We start from the raw sequence: 25218 nt of genomic DNA, 5'->3' as shown, positions 1-25218 counted from the left end.
TGTCAGGCAGCTTTCTGGGCACCGTTCGGCCGGATGCCGAGCAGGTGGCTGATCGCGAACACGAGGTCCGCGCGGTTCATGGTGTAGAAGTGGAAGGTGTCGACGCCGTGCTTGAACAGCTTCTGCACCTGGCCGGCGGCGACGGTGGCGGCAACCAGCTTGCGGGTCTCGGCGTCGTTGTCGAGGCCCTCGAACTTCTCGGCGAGCCAGTCCGGCACGCTGGTGCCGGCGCGCGTCACGAAATTGCGCGCCTGCTTGAAATTGTGCATCGGCATGATGCCCGGCACGATCGGAATCTCGATGCCGCGCGCGCGCACCCGGTCGACATAGCGGTGGTACAGGTCGTTGTCGAAGAACACCTGAGTGATCGCGCGCGTCGCGCCGGCGTCGACCTTGGCCTTCAGCGTGTCGATGTCGGCGTCGAAATCCTTCGCTTCCGGATGCTTCTCGGGATAGGCGGACACCGAGATCTCGATGTCGGCGTGGCGCCGCTTGATGCCGGCGACAAGCTCGGCCGAACTCTGGTAGCCGTCCGGATGGGTGAAGTAGGGCGTGCCGATGCCGCCGGGCGGATCGCCGCGCAGCGCGACGATGTGACGGACGCCGACCTCATGATAGCGGTCGACGATGTCGTCGATCTCGCCGCGCGAGGCGCTGACGCAGGTCAGATGCGCGGCCGGCAGCAGATCGGTCTCGCGCAGGATGCGGGTGATGGTCGAATGGGTGCGCTCGCGGGTCGAGCCGCCGGCGCCGTAGGTGACCGAGACGAAGTTCGGCGTCAGCGGCGCCAGGCGATTGATGGTCTCCCAGAGATTGCGCTCCATCTCCTCGGTCTTCGGCGGGAAGAACTCGAAGGAGATTTTCGGCGCTTTGGGCGCACGTGGTGCGTTCGGCACGGAGGAAATGGTCTCGGTCATGATACGCAAAGGCTCCGCAACTGGAGGGCAGACATCCGGCCTGGATATGAAGGCCCCAAGATAAGCCAAACGCGTCGAATCAAACAGCCCATCGGATGTGGGAAATTGCCCATTCGTGGCGCAGATTCGGCAGAAATTGACTATCGTGGACGCTCGGTGGGCAACCCGTTGGTTTCGCGACGGTAGCATTAATATATTGAAAATATTGATATAATAAGGATTCTGCAAGTGATTGGAGATCGAAATCGATTGTGGGTAACTTGGTGCGTCAATGAACCGTCGTATATCGTCCCAAAATCAGCGGCTGCCGGCGCCGGCGTTCCGCCGCGGGACTGGTCTGCGTGGCCGGGGCCTTTGTCGCCTCGTGGCGCCACACTAGGTTGACGGCCATGATTCCGCTGTCCGTCCTCGACCTGTCGGTCGTCACCACTGGCACCAGGCCGGCTGTTGCGCTCCGCAACAGCATCGACCTGGCACGCCATGTCGATGGCCTTGGCTACGTCCGCTACTGGCTCGCCGAGCACCACAACCTGGCTTCCGTCGCGAGCCCGGCGCCCGATCTGATGATCGGGCAGATCGCGGCGGTGACGTCGCATATCCGTGTCGGTTCCGGCGGCGTGATGCTGCCCAACCACGCGCCGCTGGTCGTCGCCGAGCGCTTCAAGATGCTGGAGGCGCTGTTTCCCGGCCGCATCGATCTCGGCCTCGGCCGCGCGCCCGGCACCGACGGCGCCACCGCCTACGCACTGCGCAGCCGGCTCGATCGCCGCGAAGGCGATGATTTCCTCGAGCGGCTGCACGAGCTGACCTTGTGGGAGACGCGCGATTTCCCGCCCGGCCATCCCTACAACAATGTGGTGGCGATGCCGGATGATTCGCCGCTGCCGCCGATCTGGTTGCTCGGCTCGAGCGACTATTCCGCCGAACTCGCGGCCCAGGTCGGGATGGGCTTTGCATTCGCGCATCATTTTGCCACTCACGATGCAATTGCGGCGATGACGAACTATCGCGCGCATTTCAAGCCGTCGGGCTGGCGTGCGACGCCGCAGGCGATTCTGGCGGTTGCGGTTGTTGCGGCGGAGACCGACGCTGGAGCCGAGCGGCTTGCGCTGTCGATGGATCTCAACCGGTTGCGCCGCGACCGCGGCCAGTATCTGCCGCTGCCGAGCGTCGAGGAGGCAGAGGCCTATCCCTACACCGACGCCGAGCGCGCCTCGATCGCGCGCAACCGCGCCCGCCTCTTCGTCGGCAGCCCCGCAACCGTGATGACGAAGCTGGAGCCGCTGATCGCGGCGACCCAGGCCGACGAACTGATGGTGATATCAGCGGTCTACGACCATGCCGCGCGGAAGAAGTCGTACAGCCTGCTCGCCGAGGCGTTCGGGCTTGCGAAGAGGGCGGCGGCTTGACCCCGTCATTCCGGGGCGATGCGCAGCATCGAACCCGGAATCTCGAGATTCCGGGTTCACGCTTCGCGTGCCCCGGAATGACTGCGTCAATCCTGCGTCTCGCTGAAAGTCGCGCGGAACGGATGGCCGGGATAGACGCCGACGATGCGGAATTCGCGCGAGAAGAATTTCAATTCCTCGATCGCAAACGCGAGGCCGCGCTCATCGGGGTGACCGTCGACATCGGCATAGAATTGCGTGGCGAAGAAATTGCCGTCGACCATATAGCTTTCGAGCTTGGTCATGTTGACGCCGTTGGTGGCAAAGCCGCCCAGCGCCTTGTACAGCGCGGCGGGCAAATTGCGCACCCGGAACACGAAAGTCGTGACCAGCGGCCCCGAACCCTGCGTGGCCCATTTGGCCTCGCGCGCCAGCACCACGAAGCGGGTGGTGTTGTGGGCCTCGTCCTCGATGTCCTCGGCGAGAATGTCGAGACCGTAGATGTCGGCGGCGAGGCGGGAGGCGATCGCCGCCACGCTCTTGTCGCCGCGCTCGGAGATGTCGCGGGCGCTGCCGGCGGTGTCGGCGGCGACGATCGGCTTGATGCCGAGCTTGCGGATGACGCGGCGGCACTGGCCGAGCGCGTGGACATGGCTCTCCACGCTCTTGATGTCGGCGAGCTTGGTGCCCTTGATCGCCATCAGCTGGTGGCGGATCGGCAAGAACCATTCGCCGACGATGAACAGCCCCGAAGCGGGCAAGAGATGGTGGATGTCGGCGACGCGGCCGGCGACCGAATTCTCGATCGGGATCATGCCGAGATCGGCCTCGCCCGAGGAAATCGCGGCCAGCGCGTCCTCGAAGGTCGGGCAGGGCATCGGCTCGGCGTCGGGATAGGCCTCGACGATCGCGATATGGGAATTGGCGCCAGGCTCGCCCTGGAACGCGATTTTCAGCTTCTTGGTCATGGGTGGCCTTTTACCAGCCGGTCAGGCTTTGGAAAGTATTCTGCGGGCGGTTTCGAGATCGGCCGGGGTGTCGACGCCGCGCGGGACGGTATCGACGATGGTGACGTCGATCCGCATCCCGGCCTCCAGCGCGCGGAGTTGCTCGAGCTTTTCCTGCTGCTCCAGCGGCGAGGGCGGCAGCGCCACGAACCGCTCCAGCGCGGCGCGGCGGTAGGCGTAGAGGCCGATATGATGGTAGCGCGGCCCGTCGCCATAAGGCGCGGTGGCGCGGGTGAAATACAGCGCGCGCAACCGGTTCGGCCCGATCGGCGAGCCGACTGCCTTGACGACGCTGGGGGCCTGATCCTCCTCCTCGGTATGGATGCGCGAGGCCAGGGTCGAGATGTCGACTGCGGGATCGTCGAGCGCCGGCATCACGCTGCGGATGGTCTCGGGGCTGATGGTCGGGAAATCGCCCTGCAGATTGACCACGATCTCGGCATGGCCGTCGGGGTCGAGGGTCGTCATCGCTTCATAAATCCGGTCCGAGCCGGACGGATGGTCGGGACGGGTCATTACGACCTCGCCGCCCGCAGCCTTCACCGCTGCAGCGATCTCGGCCGTGTCGGTCGCAACCGCAACCCGGCCGATGCCCGCTGCCTCGGCCCGCCGCAGCACATGGACGATCATCGGCACGCCGGCGATCTCGAGCAGCGGCTTTCCCGGAAGGCGAGTGGCGGCCATGCGGGCCGGAATCAGCACCAAGGTACGGGGTTGGGTCATTCGTGTCGGAGCCCGTCCGGCCTGCGGAAATTGCCGGGGAGGAGGTTGAATTCGGCGCGTTTATACGGGTTGCCAGAGCGCGGGCAAACCGATATCTCAACCCTGCTTGGGGCGGTGCGATAAGGCCGATTCCCAGGTCTTTCCCCGCGGCCGTATTCCCGGCCTGAAGTCGACATTCAAGGCCCGGAGCCTGACCCAAAATGGACTCCTTCGAACTCAACAAAATCCTCGGTGCGGTTCTCGGCACCTGCATCGTCGTCCTGGTGATGAGCTTTGCCGCCAGCGCGAAATTCGCGCCGAAGCTGCCGGAGAAGCCGGGTTTTGAGATCGCTGTGAAGGAAGAGTCCCATGGCGGTGGCGGCGAGGCCGCTGCGGCCGCATCCGAGCCGATCGAGAAGCTGCTGCAGACCGCTTCCGTCGAGAAGGGCGCGGCGGCCGCCAAGAAGTGCCAGGCCTGCCACACCTTCGAGAAGGGCGGTCCCAACCGCGTCGGTCCGAACCTGTTCGGCGTCGTCGGCGAGAAGAAGGGCGAGGGCCGTGGCTTCAATTTCTCGGCCGCGATGAAGGGCAAGGGCGGCGAATGGTCCTTCGACGACCTCAACAAGTTCCTGACCAACCCGAAGGGCTTCATCCCGGGCACCGCGATGGGCTTTGCCGGCGTGCCGAAGGACAGCGAGCGCGCCGACATCATCGCCTATCTGAATTCGAACTCGGAGCACCCGGCTCCGCTCCCGACCGCCTCGAAGTAACGATTTGCTTCGCGCAAGCATGCGGATGAAACGGCCAGGCATTGCCTGGCCGTTTTCGCATGGGGAATCCGCTGTCGCGGGGTTGTTATCGGGACGTTTCGCCGCACCGATATTGTTCCCGGACCAATATCATGAGGAAAAAGCAACGTAATTTGTCGAACCGTTGCCTTATATTGGGTCCCATGTAAGCGGGGCCGCAAGCAGGAAGACCGAATTTGGCGATCACCCGACGACACCTCCTTCAAGGCAGCGCACTGGCGGCAATGGCTCCGGCGCTCGGACTCACCCCCGGCCTGTCGGCGATCACGCCGGCCTTCGCCGACGAAGCCCCCAACGGGCTGAAATGGCGGCACGGCCTCTCGACCTACGGCGAAATCAAATATCCCGCCGACTTCAAGCGCTACGACTACGTCAAGCCGGACGCGCCGAAGGGCGGCGTGGTGCGGCTGTTCCAGCCCGGCACCTATGACAGCTTCAACCTGGTCGTTGCGGGGTTGAAGGGCACGGTCGCCTCTTCCGTCACCCGCATCTACGATTCGCTGATGGAGGCCTCGCTCGACGAGCCCGATACGTATTACGGCGAACTCGCCGAGGCGGCAGCCTTCCCCGACGATTTCTCCTACGTGATCTACCGCCTGCGGCCCGGCTCACGCTGGCACGACGGCAAGCCGGTCACGCCGGAGGACGTGATCTTCTCGTTCGAGGCGTGGAAGGCGAACAGCCCGATGTTCAGCGCCTACTACCGGCACATCGAAAAGGCCGAGAAGGTCGGCGATCGCGACATCAAGTTCACCTTCGACAGCCCGGGCAACCGCGAGCTGCCGATGATCACCGGTCAGCTCGTCATCCTGCCCAAGCATTGGTGGGAAGGCACCGACGCGCAGGGCAAGAAGCGTGACATCACCGCGAGCACGCTGGAGCCGCCGCTTGGCTCGGGTCCCTACCGGATCAAGGAGTTCGTTGCCGGACGATCGGTGGTGCTCGAGCGCGTCAAGGACTACTGGGGCAAGGATATTCCGATCGCGATCGGACAGAACAATTTCGACGAGCTGCGCTACGAATATTTCCGCGACGACACCGTCGCGCGCGAGGCGCTGAAGGCCGACCAGTTCGATTGGTACGGCGAGCGCAGCGCGAAGGAGTGGGCGTCGGCCTACGACGTTCCGCCGGTGCGTGAGAAGCGGCTGCTCAAGGAGCTCTTCACCGTCCGCAATCAAGGCCGGATGCAGGGCTGGGTGTTCAACCTGAGGCGCCCGAAATTCGCCGACCCCAGACTGCGCCGCGCCTTCAACTATGCTTTCGATTTCGAAGAGATGAACCGCGTGCTTTCGACCGGCGACTATCATCGCGATTCAAGCTATTTCGACGGCATCCCCGATTTGATGGCGACCGGCCTGCCGGAGGGCAAGGAGCTCGAGATCCTGGAGACGCTACGCGACAAGGTGCCGCCGGAAGTCTTCACGACGCCCTACAAGGATCCGGTCGGAGGCACGCCGGAAAACGTGCGCGCCAATCTGCGCGAGGCGACGCGGCTGTTGAAGGAAGCCGGCTTCGAGATCCGCGACCGCAAACTGGTGGATTCCTCAGGCCAGCCGTTCACGGTCGAGATCCTCGGCAACAGTGGCGATTCCGGCATGGAGCGGATCGCACTGTTCTACAAGCCGAGCCTGGAGCGCCTCGGCATCACCGTTAATCTGCGCGCCGTCGACACGGTGCAGTATCAGAACCGGGTGCGCGATTTCGATTTCGAGATGGTGACCCAGGTCTGGGGACAATCGATCTCGCCCGGCAACGAGCAGCGCGACAATTTCGGTTCGCAGGCGGCCGACCGGCCCGGCTCGAACAATCTTCCCGGCATCAAGAATCCGGCGGTCGATGCCATCATCGAACGCATCATCTTCGCCACCAGCCGCGTCGATCAGGTCGCCGCCGCGAAGGCGCTGGATCGGGTTTTGCTCTGGAACTTCTATCTTGTTCCACACTTCAATTACGACAAGCAGCGCTATGTCTATTGGGATCGCTTCAGCCATCCCGACCCGCTGCCGAAATACGCTGTTTCGGGATTCCCAAATCTTTGGTGGTACGACGCCGACAAGGCGGCCAAGCTCAAGCGTTCATAAAACTCAAGGATTCGCGCATGGCGCTATTCTCCCGTCGGCACGCACTCGGCCTCGGCATCGGTGCGTTGAGTGCTGCAGGCTTGCGTGCTGCGCCGGCGGTGGCCGACAACGGAACCGAGATGCACGGCATGTCGGTGTTCGGCGACCTGAAATATCCGGCGGATTTCAAGATCTTCGACTACGTCAATCCGAAGGCGCCGAAGGGCGGAGCGTTCTCAATGATCCCTTCGACCCGTGCCTACAACCAATCCTTCTTTACGTTCAGTTCGTTCAACGCGTTCATCCTCAAGGGTGAAGGCGCGAAGGGCATGGAGATGACCTTCGATTCGTTGATGGCACGCGCGGGCGATGAACCTGACGCGATGTACGGCCTGGCCGCAAGATCGGTCTCGATTTCTCCCGACAAGCTCACCTACCGCTTCACGATGCGGCCCGAGGCTCGCTTTCACGACGGCTCGAAGCTGACTGCGCAGGATGTCGCGTTCTCGCTCAATACGCTGAAGGAGAAGGGGCATCCGTTGATCGTGGTGCAACTGCGCGATTTCGTGAAGGCCGAGGCGCCCGACGACGGCACCGTGATCGTGACCTTCGCGCCTAATCGCGCGCGCGACGTGCCGCTTTATGTTGCGGGTCTGCCGATCTTCTCGAAGGCCTATTACGCGAAGCGGCAGTTTGATGAGTCCACGCTCGAAGTTCCGCTGGGCTCCGGGCCGTACATGGTCGGCAAGTTCGAGGTCAATCGTTACGTCGAGTATAACCGCCTCAAGGATTGGTGGGCAGCCGACTTGCCGGTCAATCGCGGCAGTTACAATTTCGACACCGTGCGCTACGAGTTCTACCGTGATCGCGATGTCGCGTTCGAAGGCTTCACAGGCAAAAATTATCTGTTTCGCGAGGAATTCACGTCCCGTGTCTGGGCGACGCGGTACGATTTCCCGGCTATCAAGGACGGGCGGGTCAAGCGCGAGACATTGCCGGACGAAACACCGTCCGGTGGGCAGGGTTGGTTCATTAACACCCGTCTCGACAAGTTCAAAGACCCGCGCGTTCGCGAAGCGCTAATCTATGCCTTCGATTTCGAATGGACCAACAAGACCATCATGTACGACGCTTACGCGCGCAGCGTCTCGCCTTTCCAGAATTCGGACATGGTGGCTAGTGGACTACCTTCGCCCGAGGAATTGAAACTGCTCGAACCATTCCGCGGCCAAGTGCCGGATGAGGTGTTCGGCGAGCCCTTTGTGCCGCCGGTGTCGGATGGATCGGGACAGGACCGCGCATTGCTGCGAAAGGCGACGCAGTTGCTCAACGATGCAGGATGCGTCGTCAAGGATGGCAAGCGGCGATTGCCTAACGGCGACCCGCTTACGATCGAGTTCCTGCTAGATGAGCCGACTTTCCAGCCGCATCACGCCAGCTTCATCAAGAATCTCAAGCCGCTTGGCATCGATGCCAACATCAGGCAGATCGACGCAGTGCAGTATCGTGCGCGTGTTGAGGCTTTCGATTTTGAGGTGACGACCCAGCGTATATCCATGTCGGCGACGCCGGGTGACAGCCTGAGGCCTTACTTCTCGTCCCAGGCTGCGACCACCAAGGGCTCCTACAATCTGGCGGGCGTTGCCAACCCGGCGATCGACGCATTAATCGAAAAAGCTATCGCTGCCGAGACGCGGGCGGACTTAACCTTTGCCTGCCGCGCGCTCGATCGCGTCTTCCGTGCCGGCCGCTATTGGGTGCCACAATGGTATTCTAACAAGCACCGTGTCGCCTATTGGGACCAGTTCGGGCATCCGGAGAAGCCGGCGAAATATGCGGGCGTCGGCGCGCCCGACAACTGGTGGTATGATGCGGCCAAGGCCGCGAAGCTCGAGCAGGCGAAGTAGCCGATGAGCGCCTATATCGCCCGACGTATCTTCCTGATGCTGCCGACGCTGCTTGGCATCCTGTTCGTCTCCTTCGTGGTCGTGCAGTTTGCTCCCGGCGGTCCGGTCGAGCGGGTCATCGCGCAGATCAACGGCGCCGACACCGGCGGCACGTCGCGCGTGTCGGGAGGCGGCGGCGATTTCGGCGCGCAGCGCGGCCAGGGCGCGGGCGCAGGCGCGGCCATCAATTCGAAATACCGCGGCGCGCAGGGGCTCGACCCGGATTTCATCAAGAAGCTCGAGGTGCAGTTCGGCTTCGACAAGCCGGCGCCCGAGCGGTTCGCGTTGATGGTCTGGAATTTCGCGCGGTTCGATTTCGGCAACAGCTATTTCCGCAGTGTCAGCGTGCTGCAGTTGATCAAGGAGAAGCTGCCGGTCTCGATGTCGCTCGGCATCTGGATGACGCTGCTGACCTATCTTATCTCGATCCCGCTCGGCATCCGCAAGGCGGTGCAGGACGGCTCGCGGTTCGATACCTGGACCTCGGCGGTGATCATCATCGGCTTTGCGATCCCGGGCTTCCTGTTCGCGATCCTCCTGATCGTGCTGTTTGCCGGCGGCTCGTTCCTCAACATCTTCCCGCTGCGCGGCCTGACCTCGGACGGCTGGTCGCAATTCCCCTGGTACTGGAAGATCATCGACTATTTCTGGCACCTGACGCTGCCGCTGGTGTCGATGGCGCTCGGCGCCTTCGCCACCATGACCCTGCTGACCAAGAATTCGTTCCTCGACGAGATACGCAAGCAATATGTGATGACCGCGCGCGCCAAGGGTTGCAGCGAGCGCCAGGTGCTGTACGGCCACATCTTCCGCAACGCCATGCTGATCGTGATCGCAGGCTTCCCGGGCGCGTTCATCCACGCGTTCTTCTCCGGCTCGCTCTTGATCGAAACCATCTTCTCGCTCGACGGGCTCGGCCTGCTTGGCTTCGAGAGCGTGTTGAACCGCGACTATCCGGTGGTGTTCGGGACGTTGTTCATCTTCTCGCTGGTCGGACTGGTGGTCAATCTGCTCTCCGATCTCGCCTATATGTGGATCGATCCCAGGATCGACTTCGAAGCGCGGGAGGTCTGATGACGATGCTCGCGCCCCAGCCGGTCGAGACCACGACGCAATCGCCGCTCGGCGAAGCGGTGCCCGCCACGCACCACGCCTTTTCGCCGTCGCCGCTGAACAAGCGACGCTGGCAGAACTTCAAGGCCAATCGCCGCGGCTACTGGTCGTTCTGGATCTTCCTCGTGCTGTTCGTGGCGTCGCTGTTCGCCAATTTCATCGCCAACGACAAGCCGCTGATGGTCAAATATGATGGCCGCCTGTACTGGCCGGTGATCTTCACCTACGCCGAGATCACGTTCGGCGGTGACTTCGAGACCGCAGCCGATTATCGCGATCCATACTTGCAGAAGCAGATCGCCGCCAAGGGCGGCAGCATGATCTGGCCGCCGATCCGCTACTCCTACGACAGCCGCAACCTCGACCCGCCGACGGCGGTGCCGTCGAAGCCGACCTGGCTGTTGACCGAAGAGCAGTGCAAGGACGTGGTGAAGCGCAAGGGCCTGACCGGCTGCCGCGACCTCGAATACAACTGGCTCGGCACCGACGATCAGGGCCGCGACGTGGTCGCGCGGCTGATCTACGGCTTCCGCATCTCGGTGCTGTTCGGCCTGACGCTGACCATCCTGTCCTCGATCATCGGCATCGCCGCGGGCGGCGTGCAGGGCTATTTCGGCGGCTGGACCGATCTCATCTTCCAGCGGCTGATCGAGATCTGGACCGCGATCCCCTCGCTCTATCTGCTGCTGATCATCTCGGCGGTGCTGCCGCCGGGCTTCTTCATCCTGCTCGGCATCCTCCTGCTATTCTCCTGGGTCTCGCTGGTCGGGCTGGTGCGCGCCGAGTTCCTGCGCGGCCGCAATTTCGAATACATCCAGGCGGCGCGCGCGCTTGGCGTCTCCAACGGCGTGATCATGTTCCGCCATCTGCTGCCGAACGCGATGGTCGCGACCATGACCTTCCTGCCCTTCATCGTCTCGTCCTCGGTGATGACGCTGACGGCGCTGGATTTCCTCGGCTTCGGCCTGCCGCCCGGCTCGCCCTCGCTCGGCGAGTTGCTGTCGCAGGGCAAGGCCAACGTGCAGGCGCCGTGGCTCGGCCTCACCGGCTTCTTCTCGGTCGCGATCATGCTGTCGCTCCTGATCTTCATCGGCGAAGCCGCGCGCGACGCCTTCGATCCACGCAAGACGTTCTCGAAGGGCTGAGGCATGGACGCGATCAACCAGCCTTTGCTCGATGTCCGCGACCTCTCGGTCGCTTTCGGCCGCTCGCTTGCGGTCGACGGCATCTCGTTCTCGATCAAGCGCGGCGAGTGCGTCGCGCTGGTCGGCGAATCCGGCTCGGGAAAATCCGTCAGCGCGCTGTCGGTGCTGAAGCTGCTGCCCTATCCGACGGCCTCGCATCCCTCAGGCGCGATCCGCTTCCGCGGCCGCGACCTCCTGACCGCGTCCGATCAGCAGATGCGCGAGGTTCGCGGCAACGACATCTCGATCATCTTCCAGGAGCCGATGACCTCGCTCAATCCGCTCCAGACCATCGAGACCCAGATCGGCGAGATCCTGTCCCTGCACAGGGGCGTCAGTGGCGCGGCGGCGCGGGCGCGGACGCTGGAGCTATTGGGCCAGGTCGGCATCCCCGAGCCGGAGACCCGGCTCAAGAGCTATCCGCACCAATTGTCCGGCGGCCAGCGCCAACGCGTGATGATCGCGATGGCGCTCGCCAACGAGCCCGATCTGTTGATCGCGGACGAGCCGACCACCGCGCTTGACGTCACCGTGCAGGCGCAGATCCTGGCGCTGCTGGCCGAGATCCGCGCGCGGCTCGGCATGAGCCTGTTGTTCATCACCCACGACCTCGGCATCGTCCGCCGCATCGCCGACACGGTCTGCGTGATGAACAACGGCAAGATCGTCGAGCAGGGGCCGGTCGAGCAGGTCTTCACCGCGCCGAAGCACGCCTATACCCAGGCGCTGCTCGCGGCCGAGCCGAAGCCCGATCCGGCGCCGCCGCAGCCGGGCGCAGCGGTCGTGATGTCGGCGGACAATCTCAAGGTCTGGTTTCCGATCAAGCGCGGGCTGTTGCGCTCGACCGTCGGCCACATCAAGGCGGTCGATGGCGTCAGCCTCGCGGTGCGCAAGGGCGAGACGCTCGGCGTGGTCGGCGAATCCGGCTCCGGCAAGACCACACTCGGGCTCGCGCTGCTCCGGCTGATTTCGTCCGATGGTCCGATCGTTTTCCTCGGCAACGACATCCAGGGCCTGCGCTTCAAGCAGATGCGGCCGTTCCGCCGCGACATGCAGATCGTGTTCCAGGACCCGTTCGGCTCGCTCAGCCCGCGCATGTCGGTGGCCGACATCATTGCCGAGGGCCTTGAGGTGCACCAGAAGCAGCTGTCGCGCGAGGAGCGCGAGGCGCGGGTGATCAAGGCAATGAAGGATGTCGGGCTCGATCCGGACTGGCGCTTCCGCTATCCGCACGAATTCTCCGGCGGCCAGCGCCAGCGCATCTCGATCGCGCGCGCGGTCGTGCTGGAGCCGAACTTCGTCGTGCTGGACGAGCCGACCAGCGCGCTCGACATGCTGCTGCAGGCCCAGATGGTCGACCTGTTGCGCGACCTGCAGCGCAAGCGCGACCTCACCTACATGTTCATCTCGCACGATCTGCGTGTGGTCGCCTCGCTGGCGAGCCATCTGATCGTGATGAAATCGGGCAAGGTGGAGGAGGAGGGACCGGCCTCCGAGCTGTTCAAGAATCCGAAGAGCGACTACACCCGCGCGCTGTTCGCCGCCGCGTTCCGCATCGAAGCGGCCGGCGACGGGGCGGTAGCGACGTAGGCATCTTCGTCGTTCCACGTCATCCCCGCGCAACGGCTTTGCCGTTGTCGCTGGAGGTGCGAGCCTTGCGGCGCAATTGCGCCGCTGGGCGAGCCTCGAAGGGTGGCGTGGACTGGGGCCGTCCATCCTTCGAGACGCGCTTCGCGCTCCTCAGAGCCTGACTGAAAAATGGGTGAGTGATCTCAGTGGGGTGTGATTCCATCGGATTTGCAAAGATTCGAGGGAGAGCACGATGCCCTGGACCAAGATCACTCGGGAGCAATATCGGCGGGACGATCTGCGTTATGCAAGCGATATGACCGATGCGGAGTGGGCGGTGATCAGACGCCTGTTGCCGCGAGCGAACCGGCGCGGCCGGCCGCGTAAGACGGAGCTGCGTCGTGTGATCGAAGCGATCCTCTATATCGTTTCGACCGGCTGCCAGTGGCGGGCGTTGCCGCAGGAGTTCCCGCCCTATTCGACGGTGCAGGGCTATTTTTATAGATGGCGGGATACAGGCCGGTGGCAGAGGATTGTCAGCGTGCTTGTCCGACGGGCGCGAAAAAAGCTTGGACGGACACCGAAGCCGACGGCAGCCGTGATCGACAGTCAAAGTGCGCCGACCACGCAAGCTGGCGGACCGCGCGGCTACGATGCAGGCAAGCGCATCTACGGCCGCAAGCGGCATATCGTGACGGATACCAATGGCCTCCTCCTCGGGGTTCATGTTCATCCGGCCAACGTTCAGGACTGCCATGGCGCCGTACCGCTGCTGAAGAACGTGCGGATGAACTTCCCCCGGCTGCGCCACGTCTTTGCCGACCGGGTCTACCGCGGAAATCAACTCCTCGACGCGCTCTCAGACTGCGGTCCATGGACTGTCGAGATCGTCGAGCGGCCTCAAGGCGTCAAAGGCTTCCAGCTTCTGCCGAGGCGGTGGGTGGTTGAACGCACATTCGCTTGGTTCGGCAGATGCCGCCGCCTCGCCAAGGACTTCGAGGCGACGGTGGCAACCGAAGCTGCCTGGCTGCTGATTGCACACATCAGGCTCCTGACCCGCAGACTCGCGGCTGCAGCTAAGGTTGGGTGATTTATGAGTCAGACTCTCAGGATGACGGGAATGTATATTGCTCAAAGCCGCTTGATCGCCAGGACTTCGCTGCCGGCGGTCTTGATCCGCGCGATCGCAGCCTGCGTGTTCTCCACCACCGTTGCCATGTGATGCGCGTTGGCGTGCACGATCGTGGTCGCGTCGCGCACGATGGCGACATGGCCCTTCCAGAACATCAGGTCGCCGCGTTGCAGCTGCTTGGATTCCGCGACCGTCAATTCGCGGCCGAGGCCTTCCTGCTGCATGTCGCTGTCGCGCGGGCAGCCGGTGCCGGCGGCGGTCAGCGCGATCTGCACCAGGCCTGAGCAATCGATGCCGAGGCTCGATTTGCCGCCCCACAGATAGGGTGAGCCGACGAATTGCTCGGCGATCGCAACGAAATCACCTGCCATCGTGTCGAGCGGCGCGAGATGCCGGCGTGGCAGGTGCCAGCCCTCGCGGGTCACCGCGAACGCACCGTCCTCGCGGACGATGGCGAGCTTCGTCCCCATCGCCAGCGCCTCGACCGGTGGCAGCTTGATCGACGGGCCCGGAAACGCCAGCGTGCGCAGCGCCGTCACCTTGTGCGTCGGCGCGGCGCCGGGCTTGGCCAGCGCGGCCTCGGGAATCCAGCCGACATAGCCGTCATCGGCGAGCTGGCCCCAGGCCCAGCCTTCGCCGTTGCGATCGTACACCGTGACGCGCTCGCCCCGGAGCGCCTGCGTCATCTGTTCGGCATCGCTCGCCGGCGCCTGGCGTAGCGGCGCGATGGCGTCGCCGATCTCGAGCACTTCGCCTTCGACGAAGTGCGAGGCCTTGACCTTGCCCTCCAGATACTTCGCCGCGAGGTCGTCGCGGGCCGGTGTCAGACGGGGGTCATGCATAGCGCTGGCTCAGCAATTTGTAGATCGCGCGCGCCGCCTGGCACTCGCCGCCTTCGGGACGGCCGGGCTTTGCCGACGGCGTCCAGCCGTAGATGTCGACGTGCAGCCAGCTCCTCGCGTGCTCGACGAAGCGCTGCAGGAACAGCGCGCAGGTGATCGAGCCCGCGAAACCGCCTGACGGTGCGTTGGTGATGTCGGCGGTCTTGGAGTCGAGCCAGGCGTCGTAGGCCGGCCACAGCGGCATCCGCCAGAGCGGGTCGTTCTCGCTCTTCGCACAAGATGCGACGTCGCCGGCGAGCGCCTCGTCATTGGTGTAGAACGGCGGCAGATCCGGGCCCAGCGCCACCCGCGCGGCGCCGGTCAGCGTGCCCAGATCGACCAAAAGATCGGGCGTCTCCTCGTCGGCGAGCGCCAGCGCGTCGGCGAGCACCAGCCGCCCTTCGGCGTCGGTGTTGCCGATCTCGACGGTGATGCCCTTGCGCGACTTGAAGATGTCGAGCGGGCGGAACGCGTTGCCGGCAACCGCGTTCTCGACCGCCGGGATCAGCACGCGCAGCCGCAGCTTGAGCTTCGCGTCCATCACCATCTGGGCCAGCGCCAGCACGTTGGCGGCGCCGCCCATGTCCTTCTTCATGATGAGCATGCCGCTCGAAGGCTTGAGATCGAGCCCGCCGGTGTCGAAGCAGACACCCTTGCCGACCAGCGTCACCTTCGGATGGTCGGGGTCGCCCCAGCTCAGCTCGATCAATCGCGGCGACCGCGTCGACGCCATGCCGACGGCGTGGATCAGCGGGAAGTTCTGGGCGAGCTCGTCGCCGTCGATGCAATTGAAGGCAGCGCCGAACCGCGTCGCGAGGTCGCGCGCCACCTCAGCGAGCTCGGCCGGTCCCATGTCGTTGGACGGCGTGTTGATGAGATCGCGCGCCAGCGCCGCGGCATCCGCCATCCGGGTGATCTCCGCCATGTCGACGCCGTCGGGCGGCACCAGCCGGACTTCGGGAGCCTTGTTGGTGCGATACCGGCCGAAGCGATAGCAGCCGAGCGCGAAGGCGAGCGCGGCAAGTCTGGTGTCGTGCGGCGCATTGGCGAAGCGGTAGACGCCGGGCGGCAGCAGGCCGGGCAGGGCGCCGGGCCGGAACGGATCGCGCGCCTTGTGGTCGGCGTCCTCGAGACCGAACAGCACTTGCGCGATGCCGCCGTCTGCCGCCGGCAGGACGAGTAATTTGCCGGGCTTGGCCGCAAAGTCATTGGCTGCCGCGAACTGGCGCGCCGGCGCCGGCAGCTCGCCCTGAATCGCATCCCATGTCGCCTTGGTGACGAAGGTAATCGGCGTGGCGGCGGTCGTGGGGGCGGTCTCGAACACGGATGGCATGCGGCTCTCGGCTGTTCTGGCGTCGTTGGTGGGCTACTACACGCCTTTCGCCGCGGATGGTAGCGGGCCAACGGTTCACGCGACGTGCAGGGCCGGAACCGGCGCGTCGGCTGCCGGCGCCGCCAGTTAACCAGACGTTAGGGTTAACAGTCTATTGCTGGCACGCTCGGCTGGAACCGTTCGCCCGATTTCGTGAGTCACAGTGCCATGCGTCGACAGTCCAATCTGACCCGGCATCTTGCTTCCGCAGCCCTTCTGGCGGTCCTGGCCGCAGGGCTTGGCGGTTGCCAGACCATGTCCGACGTGGCGGGATCGATCACGTCGCGGTCCGATCCCACGCCCGATGATCCGCGCCGGGCCGTCGAGGCCTATGGCGAGCGCTATCGCAAGAATCCCAAGGATGTCGCCGCCGCGGTCGCCTACGGCCAGGCCCTGCGCATGACCGGCCAGCGCTCGCAGGCCTGCGCCGTGCTCGAGCAGGCCACGATCGCCAACCCCGGCAACAAGGCGCTGCTCGCCGCCTACGGCCGCGCGCTGGCCGACAACGGCAATTCGCAGGCTGCATTCGACGTGCTGAGCCGCGCGCACAGCCCGGACAATCCGGACTGGCGGATCCTGTCCGTGCAGGGCACCACGCTCGACAAGATGAACCGGCACGAGGAGGCGCGGCGCTATTACGCCAGTGCGCTCAGGCTGGCTCCGGACGAGCCGTCGGTGCTGTCCAATCTCGGCTTGTCCTACATGCTGACCAAGGATTTGCCGAAAGCGGAAGAGACGCTGCGCCAGGCCTATGCCAGCGCTCGCGCCGACACCCGGATCCGGCAGAACCTTGCGCTGGTCGTCGGCCTGCAGGGCCGCTTCGCGGAGGCGGAAACGATCGTCAAGGCCGACCTGCCGTCGGATGAGGCCGCGGCCAACGTCGCTTATCTCCGCGACATGCTGAACCGCAAGGACGGGCCGCGGACCGCGTCGCGTGCGGCGCCGGTCGTCGCCAAGGACGACTAAACCAAACGCGGCAGCTCCACCGCCCCTTGAAAAGGGGAGGTCGCTTTGCTCGTGAGAGCAAAGCGGGTGGGGATCATCTCTCTATGCGCACCGGCGTCTGCGGCCGACCCCCATCCCGACCTTCCCCCTTTCAGGGGGAAGGAGAAGACAGACCGTCATTTGGGCTATGCATACTCCAAACCTCCCCTTGAAAAGGGGAGGTCGCTTTTGCTCGTGAGAGCAAAGCGGGTGGGGATCATCTCTCCACGAGGAGCGGTGTCTGCGGCTGACTCCCATCCCGGCCTTCCCCCTTTCAGAGGGAAGGAGAGAGGCAGCCGGCGCAGGCGAGGCAACTCAATGCATCGTGGCGATCTTGATGTAGGACGGGCCGAGGATCACGATGAACAGGCAGGGCAGGAAGAACAGGATCATCGGTACCGTCAGCTTGGGCGGCAGTGCCGCGGCCTTCTTCTCGGCCTCGTTCATCCGCATGTCGCGGTTTTCCTGCGCCATCACGCGGAGGCTCTGGCCGAGCGGCGTGCCGTAGCGTTCGGACTGCTGCAAGGCCATGCACACCGACTTCACGCCTTCGAGGCCGGTGCGGCGCGCCAGGTTCTCGTAGGCGGTCTTGCGATCCTGCAAATAGGACAGTTCCGCGGTCGTCAGCGCAAACTCCTCCGACAGCGCGACCGATTGCCCGGCGATCTCGTTGGCCACTTTCCGGAACGCGACCTCGACCGACATGCCCGACTCGATGCAGATCAGCAGCAGGTCGAGCGAATCCGGGAACGCGCGCTTGATCTGGAGCTGGCGCTTGGAGATCGCGTTCTTCAGGAACAGCATCGGCGCCTGCAGGCCGGCATAGGCCGCGCCGACGCAAATGCCGATCTTGAGCGTGAGCGACCAGTTCGCGCCGGCAATGAAGAACGTATAGATGATCGCGCCGATCAGCATCAGGATCGGCGTGACCGCCCGCGCTGCCAGGAAATAGACATACGGAGCGTGGCCGCGATAGCCCGCCATCACCAGCTTCTCGATCGCCGCTTCCTGGGCCAGCCATTTGGTGAGGTTCAGGTCATCCACCATCTTGGAGACGGCCTGCTTCGGCGTCTGGCGCAGCGTCACCTTTTCCGACCTGGAGAGACGGTCGCGCTCGCGCTGCCGCAGGCGCTCGCGCTCGCTGGCGACCGCCTTCATGCGCTTGTTGAGATCGCCGCCGGCGAGCAGCGGCATCACCAGCGTGTAGACCGTCGCGCTTGCCGCGAAGAAGGCAAGCAGCATGGTCATGAACCTGACGTCGTGGAGCTTGGCGACCAGAATATCAATCATGCTGCACCGTCAGAAATCGAAGTTGATCATCTTCTTCATCACCAGCACGCCCATCGACATCCAGATCGCGCAGGCCACCAGCATGAGCTGGCCCATCGAATTGGTCCACAGCAGGGCGATGTAGTCCGGCGTCGTCAGGAACACGAGGATCATCACGATCGGCGGCAGCGAGCCGATGATGGCGGCGGAGGCCTTCGCTTCCATCGACATCGCCTGGATCTTCTCGGCCATCTTCTTGCGGTCGCGCAGCACCCGCGACAGGTTGCCGAGCGCTTCCGACAAATTGCCGCCGGACTTCTGCTGGATCGCGATCACGATGCCGAAGAAGTTGGCCTCCGGCAGCGGCATCCGCTCGTAGAGCCGGGCACAGGCTTCGCCGAGCGGCATGCCGATCGCCTGGGTCTCGATGATGGCGAGAAATTCGCTGCGCAGCGGCTCCGGCGCGTCGTTGACGACCGCCTTGAGCGATTCGAACAGCGGCAGGCCGGCCTTGATGCCGCGCACGATGACGTCGACGGCGTCAGGCAGTGCCTTCAAGAACGCCTTTTCCCGCCGCTTCTTCAGGAAGCCGAGCACCCAGCGCGGCAGGCCGAGACCCATGGCAAAGCCGATGCCGGCCGCGCCGAGCAGGCCTCCGCCAACCATGAAGGCCACGCCGAACCCGAACAGGCCAAGGGCGCCGGAGATCATCCAGAATTTCTGCTCCGACCACTCCAGTCCGGCCTGCGAGATGCGCACGCCGAGCGGGACTTTCTTGTCCTTCTGCCGACGCGCCTCGAGCTCCTTGAGCGATCCCTCTACCTGCTCGCGGCGGGAGCGCTGCGTGCGGTCGGCGTTTCGTGTCGTCGTGGGTTCGCTGCGCGCCACCGACGCGCGCCGCGACTCGGCCTTCTTCTCCCCCGAAAGGTAGGGATACAGGAAGACCCAGGCGATGCCGCCGACCGTCGTGGCGGCGAGGAAGGCGAGAGCCAGAGTTTGCATCTGCATCCTGCGTTCCCCTAGACCGGCGCCGGCGCGTCGGAGGCATCCAGCGCTGCCGCAAGCCGCTTCTCTTCATTGTAATAGCGCGCACGTTCCCAGAAGCGCGGCCGGCCGATGCCGGTCGAGCGGTGCTTGCCGATGATCTTGCCGTTGGCGTCTTCCCCGACCACGTCGTAGAGGAAGACATCCTGGGTGATGATGGTATCGCCTTCCATGCCCATCACCTCGGTGATGTGCGTGATGCGGCGCGAACCGTCGCGCAGGCGCGCGGCCTGCACGATGATGTCGACCGAGGCGCAGATCATCTCGCGAATGGTGCGTGACGGAAGCGCGAAGCCGCCCATGGTGATCATGGATTCGCAGCGCGACAGTGCTTCGCGCGGATTGTTGGCGTGCAGCGTGCCCATCGAGCCGTCGTGGCCGGTGTTCATGGCCTGCAACAGGTCGAATGCTTCGGGTCCGCGGACTTCGCCGACGATGATGCGCTCCGGGCGCATACGCAGGCAGTTGCGGACCAGTTCGCGCATCGTCACCTGCCCCTCGCCCTCGATGTTCGGCGGCCGGGTTTCCAGCCGCACCACATGCGGCTGCTGCAGCTGAAGCTCGGCGGCGTCTTCGCAGGTGATGATGCGTTCGTCGTGCTCGATATAGTTGGTCAGGCAGTTCAGCAGCGTGGTCTTGCCCGAGCCGGTGCCGCCGGAGATGATCACGTTGCAGCGGACGCGGCCGATGATCTGCAGGATGGTCGCCCCTTCGGGGGTGATCGCGCCGAACTTGACGAGCTGCTCCAGCGTCAGCTTGTCCTTCTTGAATTTGCGGATGGTGAGCGCGGGCCCGTCGATCGCCAGTGGCGGCACGATGGCGTTGACGCGCGAACCGTCGGCGAGGCGGGCGTCACAGATCGGCGAGGATTCGTCGACGCGCCGGCCGACCTGGCTGACGATGCGCTGGCAGATGTTGAGCAGCTGCTGGTTGTCGCGAAAGCGGATGCCGGTGCGCTGGATCTTGCCGGCGACTTCGATGAACACGGTGCCTGCGCCGTTGACCATGATGTCGGCGATGTCGTCGCGCGACAGCAGCGGCTCCAGCGGGCCGTAGCCGAGCACGTCGTTGCAGATGTCGTCGAGCAGCTCCTCCTGCTCGGCGATCGACATCACGATGTTCTTGATCGCGATGATCTCGTTGACGATGTCGCGGATTTCCTCGCGCGCCGATTCGCTGTCAAGCTTGGCGAGCTGGGCGAGGTCGATCGCCTCGATCAGGGCGCCGAAGATCGTCGCCTTGACCTGGTAGTAGTTGTCCGAGCGGCGGGCTTCGACGGCGGGGGCAGGCGGCGGCTTGCTAGGTGCCAGCGGCGGCGACGAGATCGCCGGTGCGACGGACTCGCGCAACATCGCCGGCGCGCCGGCAGGTTCCGGCGCCTGAAACGCGGGCTTGGGTGCCCGCACGTCCCCATCGTTTCCGCTACGCTTACCAAACACGACGTCGTGACTCCACGCGGACCACTATTTGGACCGCAGCTTTTCGAGCAGGGGCGACAGGAAGGACCCCCTCGGCTTCTTGGTCTCGCCGCGGCCTGTCAGCCGCTGCGCCATCTGCAGAAACATCTCGACCGCGCGGTGATTGGCGGAAATCTCGGCGATCATCTGGCCGTTGTTGGCGGCCGAACCGAAGATCTGCGGATCGAACGGGATGGCGGCGATCGGCTGGCTTTCGATCGCCTTGGCGAACTCACCGGCCGCGATCTCGGGACGCTTCGGCACGCCGACCTGGTTCAGGCAATAAAGCGGTGCGCGGTCGTTGGGCCGCGAGGCCTTCAGCAGGTCGAACATGTTCTTGGCATTGCGCAGATTGGCGAGGTCGGGCGCCGCCACGATCAGGATGTCGTCGGCCGCGATCAACGCGCGCTTGGTCCAGCCGGACCATTGATGCGGCACGTCGAGCACGATGCAGGGCATCGTGGTCCGCAGCGTATCGAAGATCGCATCGAACGCCTCGGCGCCGAAATCGTAGACCTTGTCGAGCGTCGCCGGCGCCGCCAGCAGGCTCAGATGGTCGGTGCATTTCGACAGCAGGCGGTCGACGAAGGCGGTATCGACGCGGTCCGGCGAGAACACGGCGTCGGCGATGCCCTGTGCGGGATCCTGGTTGTAGTTGAGGCCGGCGGTGCCGAAGGCGAGGTCGAGGTCGGCGACCACGGAGTCGAGCGCCAGATCGCGGGCAATCGCCCAGGCGACATTGTGGGCGATGGTCGAGGCGCCGACACCGCCCTTGGCACCGACGACGGCGACGATGCGGCCGACCGCCTTGGCTTCCGGCGCCGAGAACAGGTTGCAGACCGCGCGCACCACGTCGATCGCATGGGCCGGCGCGATCACGTAATCGCTGACGCCGCGCCGCACCAGCTCGCGATACAGGGTGACGTCGTTGACGCGGCCGATCACGACCACACGTGTGCCGGCGTCGCACACCGTTGCGAGCTGATCGAGGCCGGCCAGGATGTCGCCGCGGCCCTCGGTCTCGAGGATGATGACGTTGGGCGTCGGCGCCGAGCGATAGGCCTCGATGGCGGCCGCCATGCCGCCCATCTGGATCTTGAGGTGAGCCTTGGCCAGCCGGCGATCCTCGCCGGCCGACTGGACGGCGGCAGCGGTCTCGACCGTTTCGCAGAACGCCTGGACCGAAACCCGTGGCGCCGGAGCAATATGGTCGTCCACGGCCTGCGGCGGGGCGTCCGTCTGCTCTTCGGAGTTTTGCTGCGCGTAGGTGATCATTTTCCTGTGTCGCTTAGCTTGGCCCTGTCGGACTCGGGATAACTCGTGGCGGTGGTGGTGCCCTTGCGATACTTGTCGAAGGCGATGTTACGACGCGACGTATAGGCAGGGGTCTCCGCGCGCGGCTGCACGAGGTCGGTCGGGTCTTCGACCATGGCTGCGAGGTTGCGCTGATTGGCGCAGCCGAAATTGTAGTACTGCTTGTTCTCGATGTAGGACCCGTTGTGGATCGATGGGCCGAGATCTTCCGGCCAGAGGCCGCACGGCCCGGCGACCGCTTTGATCTTTGGATAGTTCACGCGGATCGCGGGCATCTGGCGCGGATCCTCGGGATGGTATTTGCGAACGAGGATCCCGCGCGGCGGCACGCCGGCGGCGGTGAACGTGGCCTGGATCTCGCGCAGCGATTCCTGGGCGGTCCGTGCGTTCGGCGTGTCGGCGGGAACGTCGATGGTGACGGCGCCGGTCCCCTCGCGCATCCAGTCCTGCGCCATCCCCATCACCTCGGCGCGCTGCTCCGCAGTCAGGCCGCCGCGGCTGCGGCCGACGAAGACCACGATCGAGCGATCAGCCTCGGTGACCGCGATCGGGTGACGCTGGCGATAGTCGGCCGGCGCGTTCACCATCGCGAAACTGTTGTCCGCGGCGTGCTGGCAGGCACCGAGCGTCATCGCGAGGCTGACGAGCGCTCCGGCGAGAGCGATGCCGCGCTGGTAACCGGCGGATGTCCTGGATGTGGTCTGTGTCATCGTCCGCCTCAGTCCGTAATGAAGCCGTAAGTGCCGCGGTAATTCCGCGCCGGCTCGGTGCGGCCGGGCACGCCGTAGACGCGGTTGATGCTGCCGAGCAGGTCGGCCTGCGGATCGGACGCGTTGGCGAAGCCGTCATCCGGACGCGACAGGTCCTTCTGCGCCACCGCGCGAACGACATAGGGCGTCACCAGCACCATCATTTCGGTCTGGTTGTTGACGAAGTCCCGGCTGCGGAACAGCGTTCCGAGCACCGGCAGCGATGCCAGCCCGGGAAGGCCATTGATCGCCTGCTTGGTCTGGTCCTGGATCAGGCCGGCCATCGCCATCGAGCCGCCCGAGGGAATTTCCAGCGTGGTCTCGGCGCGCCGGGTCTTGATCGAGGGGATCGTCGTTCCGCCGGCGCCGCCGGTCAGCGAGTTCTCGGTCGAGACTTCCGACACTTCCGTCATCACGCGCAGGCTGATCCGTCCCTCGGTCAGCACCACGGGCGTGAAGTTGAGCGAAATACCGAATTTCTTGAAGCTGACGGTCTGAACGCAATTCCCGATCGCGCCTCCCGTCGTCGTCTGACAGGTCACGCCGGTCGGAATTGGAAACTCGCCGCCCGAGATGAAGGTCGCCGATTCGCCGGAGATCGCAGTCAGGTTCGGCTCGGCGAGCGTCCGCACCACGCCTGCGCTTTCCATGGCGCGGAGCGTCGCCGACACCGATGGGGCCGCGCCGAACGAAGTGGTGAGGGCGTTGCCGGGCACCAGCGCTGCGTTGTTTGCCGTGAACGGGTTGTTGTTGGTGAATTTCACCACAGTGGTGCCGTAATTGAGGTTCGCGGTGAGGTCGATGCCGAGCTGCTTGATCAGGCTGCGCGAGACTTCGGCGACCGTCACCTTCAGCATCACCTGGTCGCGGCCGCGAACCGTGATGGAGTTCACGACCTTGTCGGCGCTGCCGACCAGCCGCGTGGCGATCTCGCCGGCCTGCTGCGCTTCGATCGGGCTCGCCGCGCTTCCCGTCAGCATGACGCCCTCGCCGACACCCTCGATCTGGATATCGGCATTCGGCAGCGCTGCGCGCAGGGCCGCGCGCACGCCGTTGAGGTCGCGCTTGACCGCGATGTCATAGGCCGCGATCTGCTGGCCGGCGGCGTCGAAGAACACGATGTTGGTCTGGCCGACTGTCGCGCCGATGATGTAGGCGCGTTGCGCCGAGCGGACCACGGCATTGGCGATCTTGGGATCGGCGACCAGCACGTCCTTGATGTCCCTCGGCAGATCGATCACCACCGATTTGCCGACGCCGAGTGAGAGGAAGCGGGCGTTCATCTGGCCGTCGGCCGCGGCGGGAGCGGCGCGGTAGTCGCCCGCCACCACCGGCGTCAGTGCCGGGTTGAGCGTGAGCGCCGCGACGGCCGAGAACGACAATGCGCGGACCATGAAGGCCCGCATCGTCCGTTGAGTTGCCCCGCCCTTCATCACCTGTGTCCTCATGGTCACTTCTGCATCGTTGCCTGGTTGGCAACGCCAAAGCGGATGACGTCGATCGTCTCACCGCGTCTTTGGTGGTTGTCTTCGATCCTGACGTCGTTCCCGTTGTTGTCGGCGATGCTGCGCAGCGCCAGCGACAGGACGCCGCTCTGGCGCGCGCGCGCCAGCGTCTCGGTCTGGTCAGGCTTCAGCTCCAGCGTCACCGTCTTGCCGATCAGTGCGTTGGTGCCGTCCTTCTCCTTCGGCGCCTGGTCGATCGCAAGGACGCGGATATTGGTCAGGATGACCTCGGAATTGACGATGTCGGCGCCGTTGCGGTCGGGATTCTTGTCCCGCTTCGACAGCAGGACGTCGACCCGGTCATTCGGCAGGATGAAGCCGCCGGCACCGGTCTCGGGAGAGATTTCAGTCGATACCGCCCGCATGCCGGTCGGCAGGATCGCGGCCATGAAGCCGCTTCCGTCGGCCTTGACGAGCTTCTGCTCGCGGATCGGCTCGCCCTGGATGAACGGGGCGCGCGCGATCGAGCCGGTGACGTCCTTGATGGCGTCGGCGTGGCTGTCCTTACGCATGAAGCTGGCGCTGGCGGTCGCCGCCGGCCAGGTCTGCCACTGCAGATCTTCGGCCTTCACTGCCTGGCCGAGGCCGATGTCCGAGCGCGCGACCAGGATGTCGACGGTCGGCAGCTGCGCAACTGGCGGAGGAGCCGCCGGCTTGTCGTCGCTTCCGCTCGCCAAATAAAGCGCCGCAAGGCCGGCGCAGCCTGCAATTGCCAGGACCAGAATGCGGGCCTTATCCATTACGCTTCACTTTCCACATGACGCCGCGACGCTGCCGCCGCCGTGATGGGAGTTGACCAGCTATTCGTCAAAGCAT

General features: G+C 64.7%; 21 protein-coding genes. 9 read left to right on the top strand and 12 right to left on the bottom strand.

The genetic code is table 11. From position 1 onward, the window contains the following. Positions 1–2: 2 nt before the first annotated feature. Entirely contained in the window at positions 3–917 is a 915-nt protein-coding gene (gene metF / locus ACVIYL_RS04760; protein ID WP_016840922.1) for a methylenetetrahydrofolate reductase [NAD(P)H], read from the bottom strand. Between the two features lie 389 nt (positions 918–1306). Between metF and ACVIYL_RS04755 the strand changes: the two genes are divergently transcribed. Further along, positions 1307–2326: an LLM class flavin-dependent oxidoreductase gene (locus tag ACVIYL_RS04755; protein WP_456777867.1), complete on the top strand. Its 1020-nt coding sequence runs from the start codon at positions 1307–1309 to the stop codon at positions 2324–2326. Positions 2327–2412: 86 nt separating this feature from the next. Here ACVIYL_RS04755 and ACVIYL_RS04750 read toward each other — a convergent pair whose 3' ends face one another. Both ACVIYL_RS04750 and ACVIYL_RS04745 read right to left on the bottom strand, forming a co-directional pair. Further along, positions 2413–3273, bottom strand: coding sequence for a prephenate dehydratase (locus ACVIYL_RS04750; protein ID WP_076824865.1), 861 nt, complete (start codon positions 3271–3273; stop codon positions 2413–2415). Positions 3274–3294: 21 nt separating this feature from the next. Then, positions 3295–4035, bottom strand: coding sequence for a 3-deoxy-manno-octulosonate cytidylyltransferase (locus tag ACVIYL_RS04745; RefSeq protein ID WP_229190896.1), 741 nt, complete (start codon positions 4033–4035; stop codon positions 3295–3297). Positions 4036–4235: 200 nt separating this feature from the next. Between ACVIYL_RS04745 and ACVIYL_RS04740 the strand changes: the two genes are divergently transcribed. The 7 genes from ACVIYL_RS04740 (at position 4236) to ACVIYL_RS04710 (ending at position 13785) form a co-directional block, all read left to right on the top strand. After that, complete coding sequence (locus ACVIYL_RS04740; protein ID WP_028342300.1) at positions 4236–4784, top strand: c-type cytochrome; 549 nt, start codon at positions 4236–4238, stop codon at positions 4782–4784. Between the two features lie 263 nt (positions 4785–5047). Beyond that, positions 5048–6904 carry an extracellular solute-binding protein gene (locus ACVIYL_RS04735; RefSeq protein WP_456781780.1) on the top strand — a complete coding sequence of 619 codons (1857 nt, stop codon included), beginning with the start codon at positions 5048–5050 and terminating at the stop codon, positions 6902–6904. Positions 6905–6921: 17 nt separating this feature from the next. Then, complete coding sequence (locus ACVIYL_RS04730) at positions 6922–8790, top strand: extracellular solute-binding protein (protein WP_253609812.1); 1869 nt, start codon at positions 6922–6924, stop codon at positions 8788–8790. A gap of 3 nt (positions 8791–8793) precedes the next feature. Further along, positions 8794–9903, top strand: coding sequence for a microcin C ABC transporter permease YejB (locus ACVIYL_RS04725; RefSeq protein WP_057016107.1), 1110 nt, complete (start codon positions 8794–8796; stop codon positions 9901–9903). After that, positions 9903–11087 carry an ABC transporter permease gene (locus ACVIYL_RS04720; protein WP_456777866.1) on the top strand — a complete coding sequence of 395 codons (1185 nt, stop codon included), beginning with the start codon at positions 9903–9905 and terminating at the stop codon, positions 11085–11087. The genes ACVIYL_RS04725 and ACVIYL_RS04720 overlap by 1 nt, the downstream gene beginning before the upstream one ends. A 3-nt stretch (positions 11088–11090) precedes the next feature. After that, positions 11091–12716 carry an ABC transporter ATP-binding protein gene (locus tag ACVIYL_RS04715; protein WP_057016109.1) on the top strand — a complete coding sequence of 542 codons (1626 nt, stop codon included), beginning with the start codon at positions 11091–11093 and terminating at the stop codon, positions 12714–12716. Positions 12717–12948: 232 nt separating this feature from the next. After that, entirely contained in the window at positions 12949–13785 is an 837-nt protein-coding gene (locus tag ACVIYL_RS04710; RefSeq protein ID WP_253625200.1) for an IS5 family transposase, read from the top strand. 41 nt (positions 13786–13826) lie between these two features. Here the strand turns inward: ACVIYL_RS04710 and ACVIYL_RS04705 are convergent, their stop codons facing one another. Further along, the gene (locus tag ACVIYL_RS04705; RefSeq protein WP_456777865.1) at positions 13827–14669 is read right to left on the bottom strand and encodes a C40 family peptidase; all 843 of its coding nucleotides are present in this window, start codon (positions 14667–14669) and stop codon (positions 13827–13829) included. Beyond that, positions 14662–16041 carry a leucyl aminopeptidase family protein gene (locus ACVIYL_RS04700; RefSeq protein WP_456777864.1) on the bottom strand — a complete coding sequence of 460 codons (1380 nt, stop codon included), beginning with the start codon at positions 16039–16041 and terminating at the stop codon, positions 14662–14664. The genes ACVIYL_RS04705 and ACVIYL_RS04700 overlap by 8 nt, the downstream gene beginning before the upstream one ends. A gap of 207 nt (positions 16042–16248) precedes the next feature. Here ACVIYL_RS04700 and ACVIYL_RS04695 point away from each other — a divergent pair, with 207 nt between their 5' ends. Continuing rightward, a complete protein-coding gene (locus tag ACVIYL_RS04695) occupies positions 16249–17046 on the top strand; it encodes a tetratricopeptide repeat protein (protein ID WP_456777863.1) in 798 nt (265 codons plus the stop codon). Between the two features lie 333 nt (positions 17047–17379). Here the strand turns inward: ACVIYL_RS04695 and ACVIYL_RS04690 are convergent, their stop codons facing one another. Genes ACVIYL_RS04690 through cpaB form a run of 7 tightly spaced genes read right to left on the bottom strand, consistent with a single transcriptional unit; the run spans position 17380 to position 25142 of the window. Continuing rightward, positions 17380–18354: a type II secretion system F family protein gene (locus tag ACVIYL_RS04690; RefSeq protein WP_456777862.1), complete on the bottom strand. Its 975-nt coding sequence runs from the start codon at positions 18352–18354 to the stop codon at positions 17380–17382. A gap of 9 nt (positions 18355–18363) precedes the next feature. Then, entirely contained in the window at positions 18364–19341 is a 978-nt protein-coding gene (locus tag ACVIYL_RS04685) for a type II secretion system F family protein (RefSeq protein WP_456777861.1), read from the bottom strand. An 11-nt stretch (positions 19342–19352) separates the two neighbouring features. Then, the gene (locus tag ACVIYL_RS04680) at positions 19353–20816 is read right to left on the bottom strand and encodes a CpaF family protein (RefSeq protein WP_456777860.1); all 1464 of its coding nucleotides are present in this window, start codon (positions 20814–20816) and stop codon (positions 19353–19355) included. Between the two features lie 24 nt (positions 20817–20840). Continuing rightward, positions 20841–22109 carry an AAA family ATPase gene (locus ACVIYL_RS04675; protein WP_018269598.1) on the bottom strand — a complete coding sequence of 423 codons (1269 nt, stop codon included), beginning with the start codon at positions 22107–22109 and terminating at the stop codon, positions 20841–20843. Further along, positions 22106–22858: a CpaD family pilus assembly protein gene (locus tag ACVIYL_RS04670; RefSeq protein ID WP_456777859.1), complete on the bottom strand. Its 753-nt coding sequence runs from the start codon at positions 22856–22858 to the stop codon at positions 22106–22108. The genes ACVIYL_RS04675 and ACVIYL_RS04670 overlap by 4 nt, the downstream gene beginning before the upstream one ends. 8 nt (positions 22859–22866) lie before the next feature. Continuing rightward, positions 22867–24345 carry a type II and III secretion system protein family protein gene (locus ACVIYL_RS04665; RefSeq protein WP_456777858.1) on the bottom strand — a complete coding sequence of 493 codons (1479 nt, stop codon included), beginning with the start codon at positions 24343–24345 and terminating at the stop codon, positions 22867–22869. 2 nt (positions 24346–24347) lie between these two features. Then, complete coding sequence (gene cpaB, locus ACVIYL_RS04660) at positions 24348–25142, bottom strand: Flp pilus assembly protein CpaB (RefSeq protein ID WP_456777857.1); 795 nt, start codon at positions 25140–25142, stop codon at positions 24348–24350. Between the last annotated feature and the right edge of the window lie 76 nt (positions 25143–25218).

The organism is Bradyrhizobium sp. USDA 3315, from assembly GCF_054056795.1.
The sequence above is the reverse complement of the archived record's forward strand: the minus strand, read 5'-3'. Positions and strand labels throughout refer to the sequence as shown.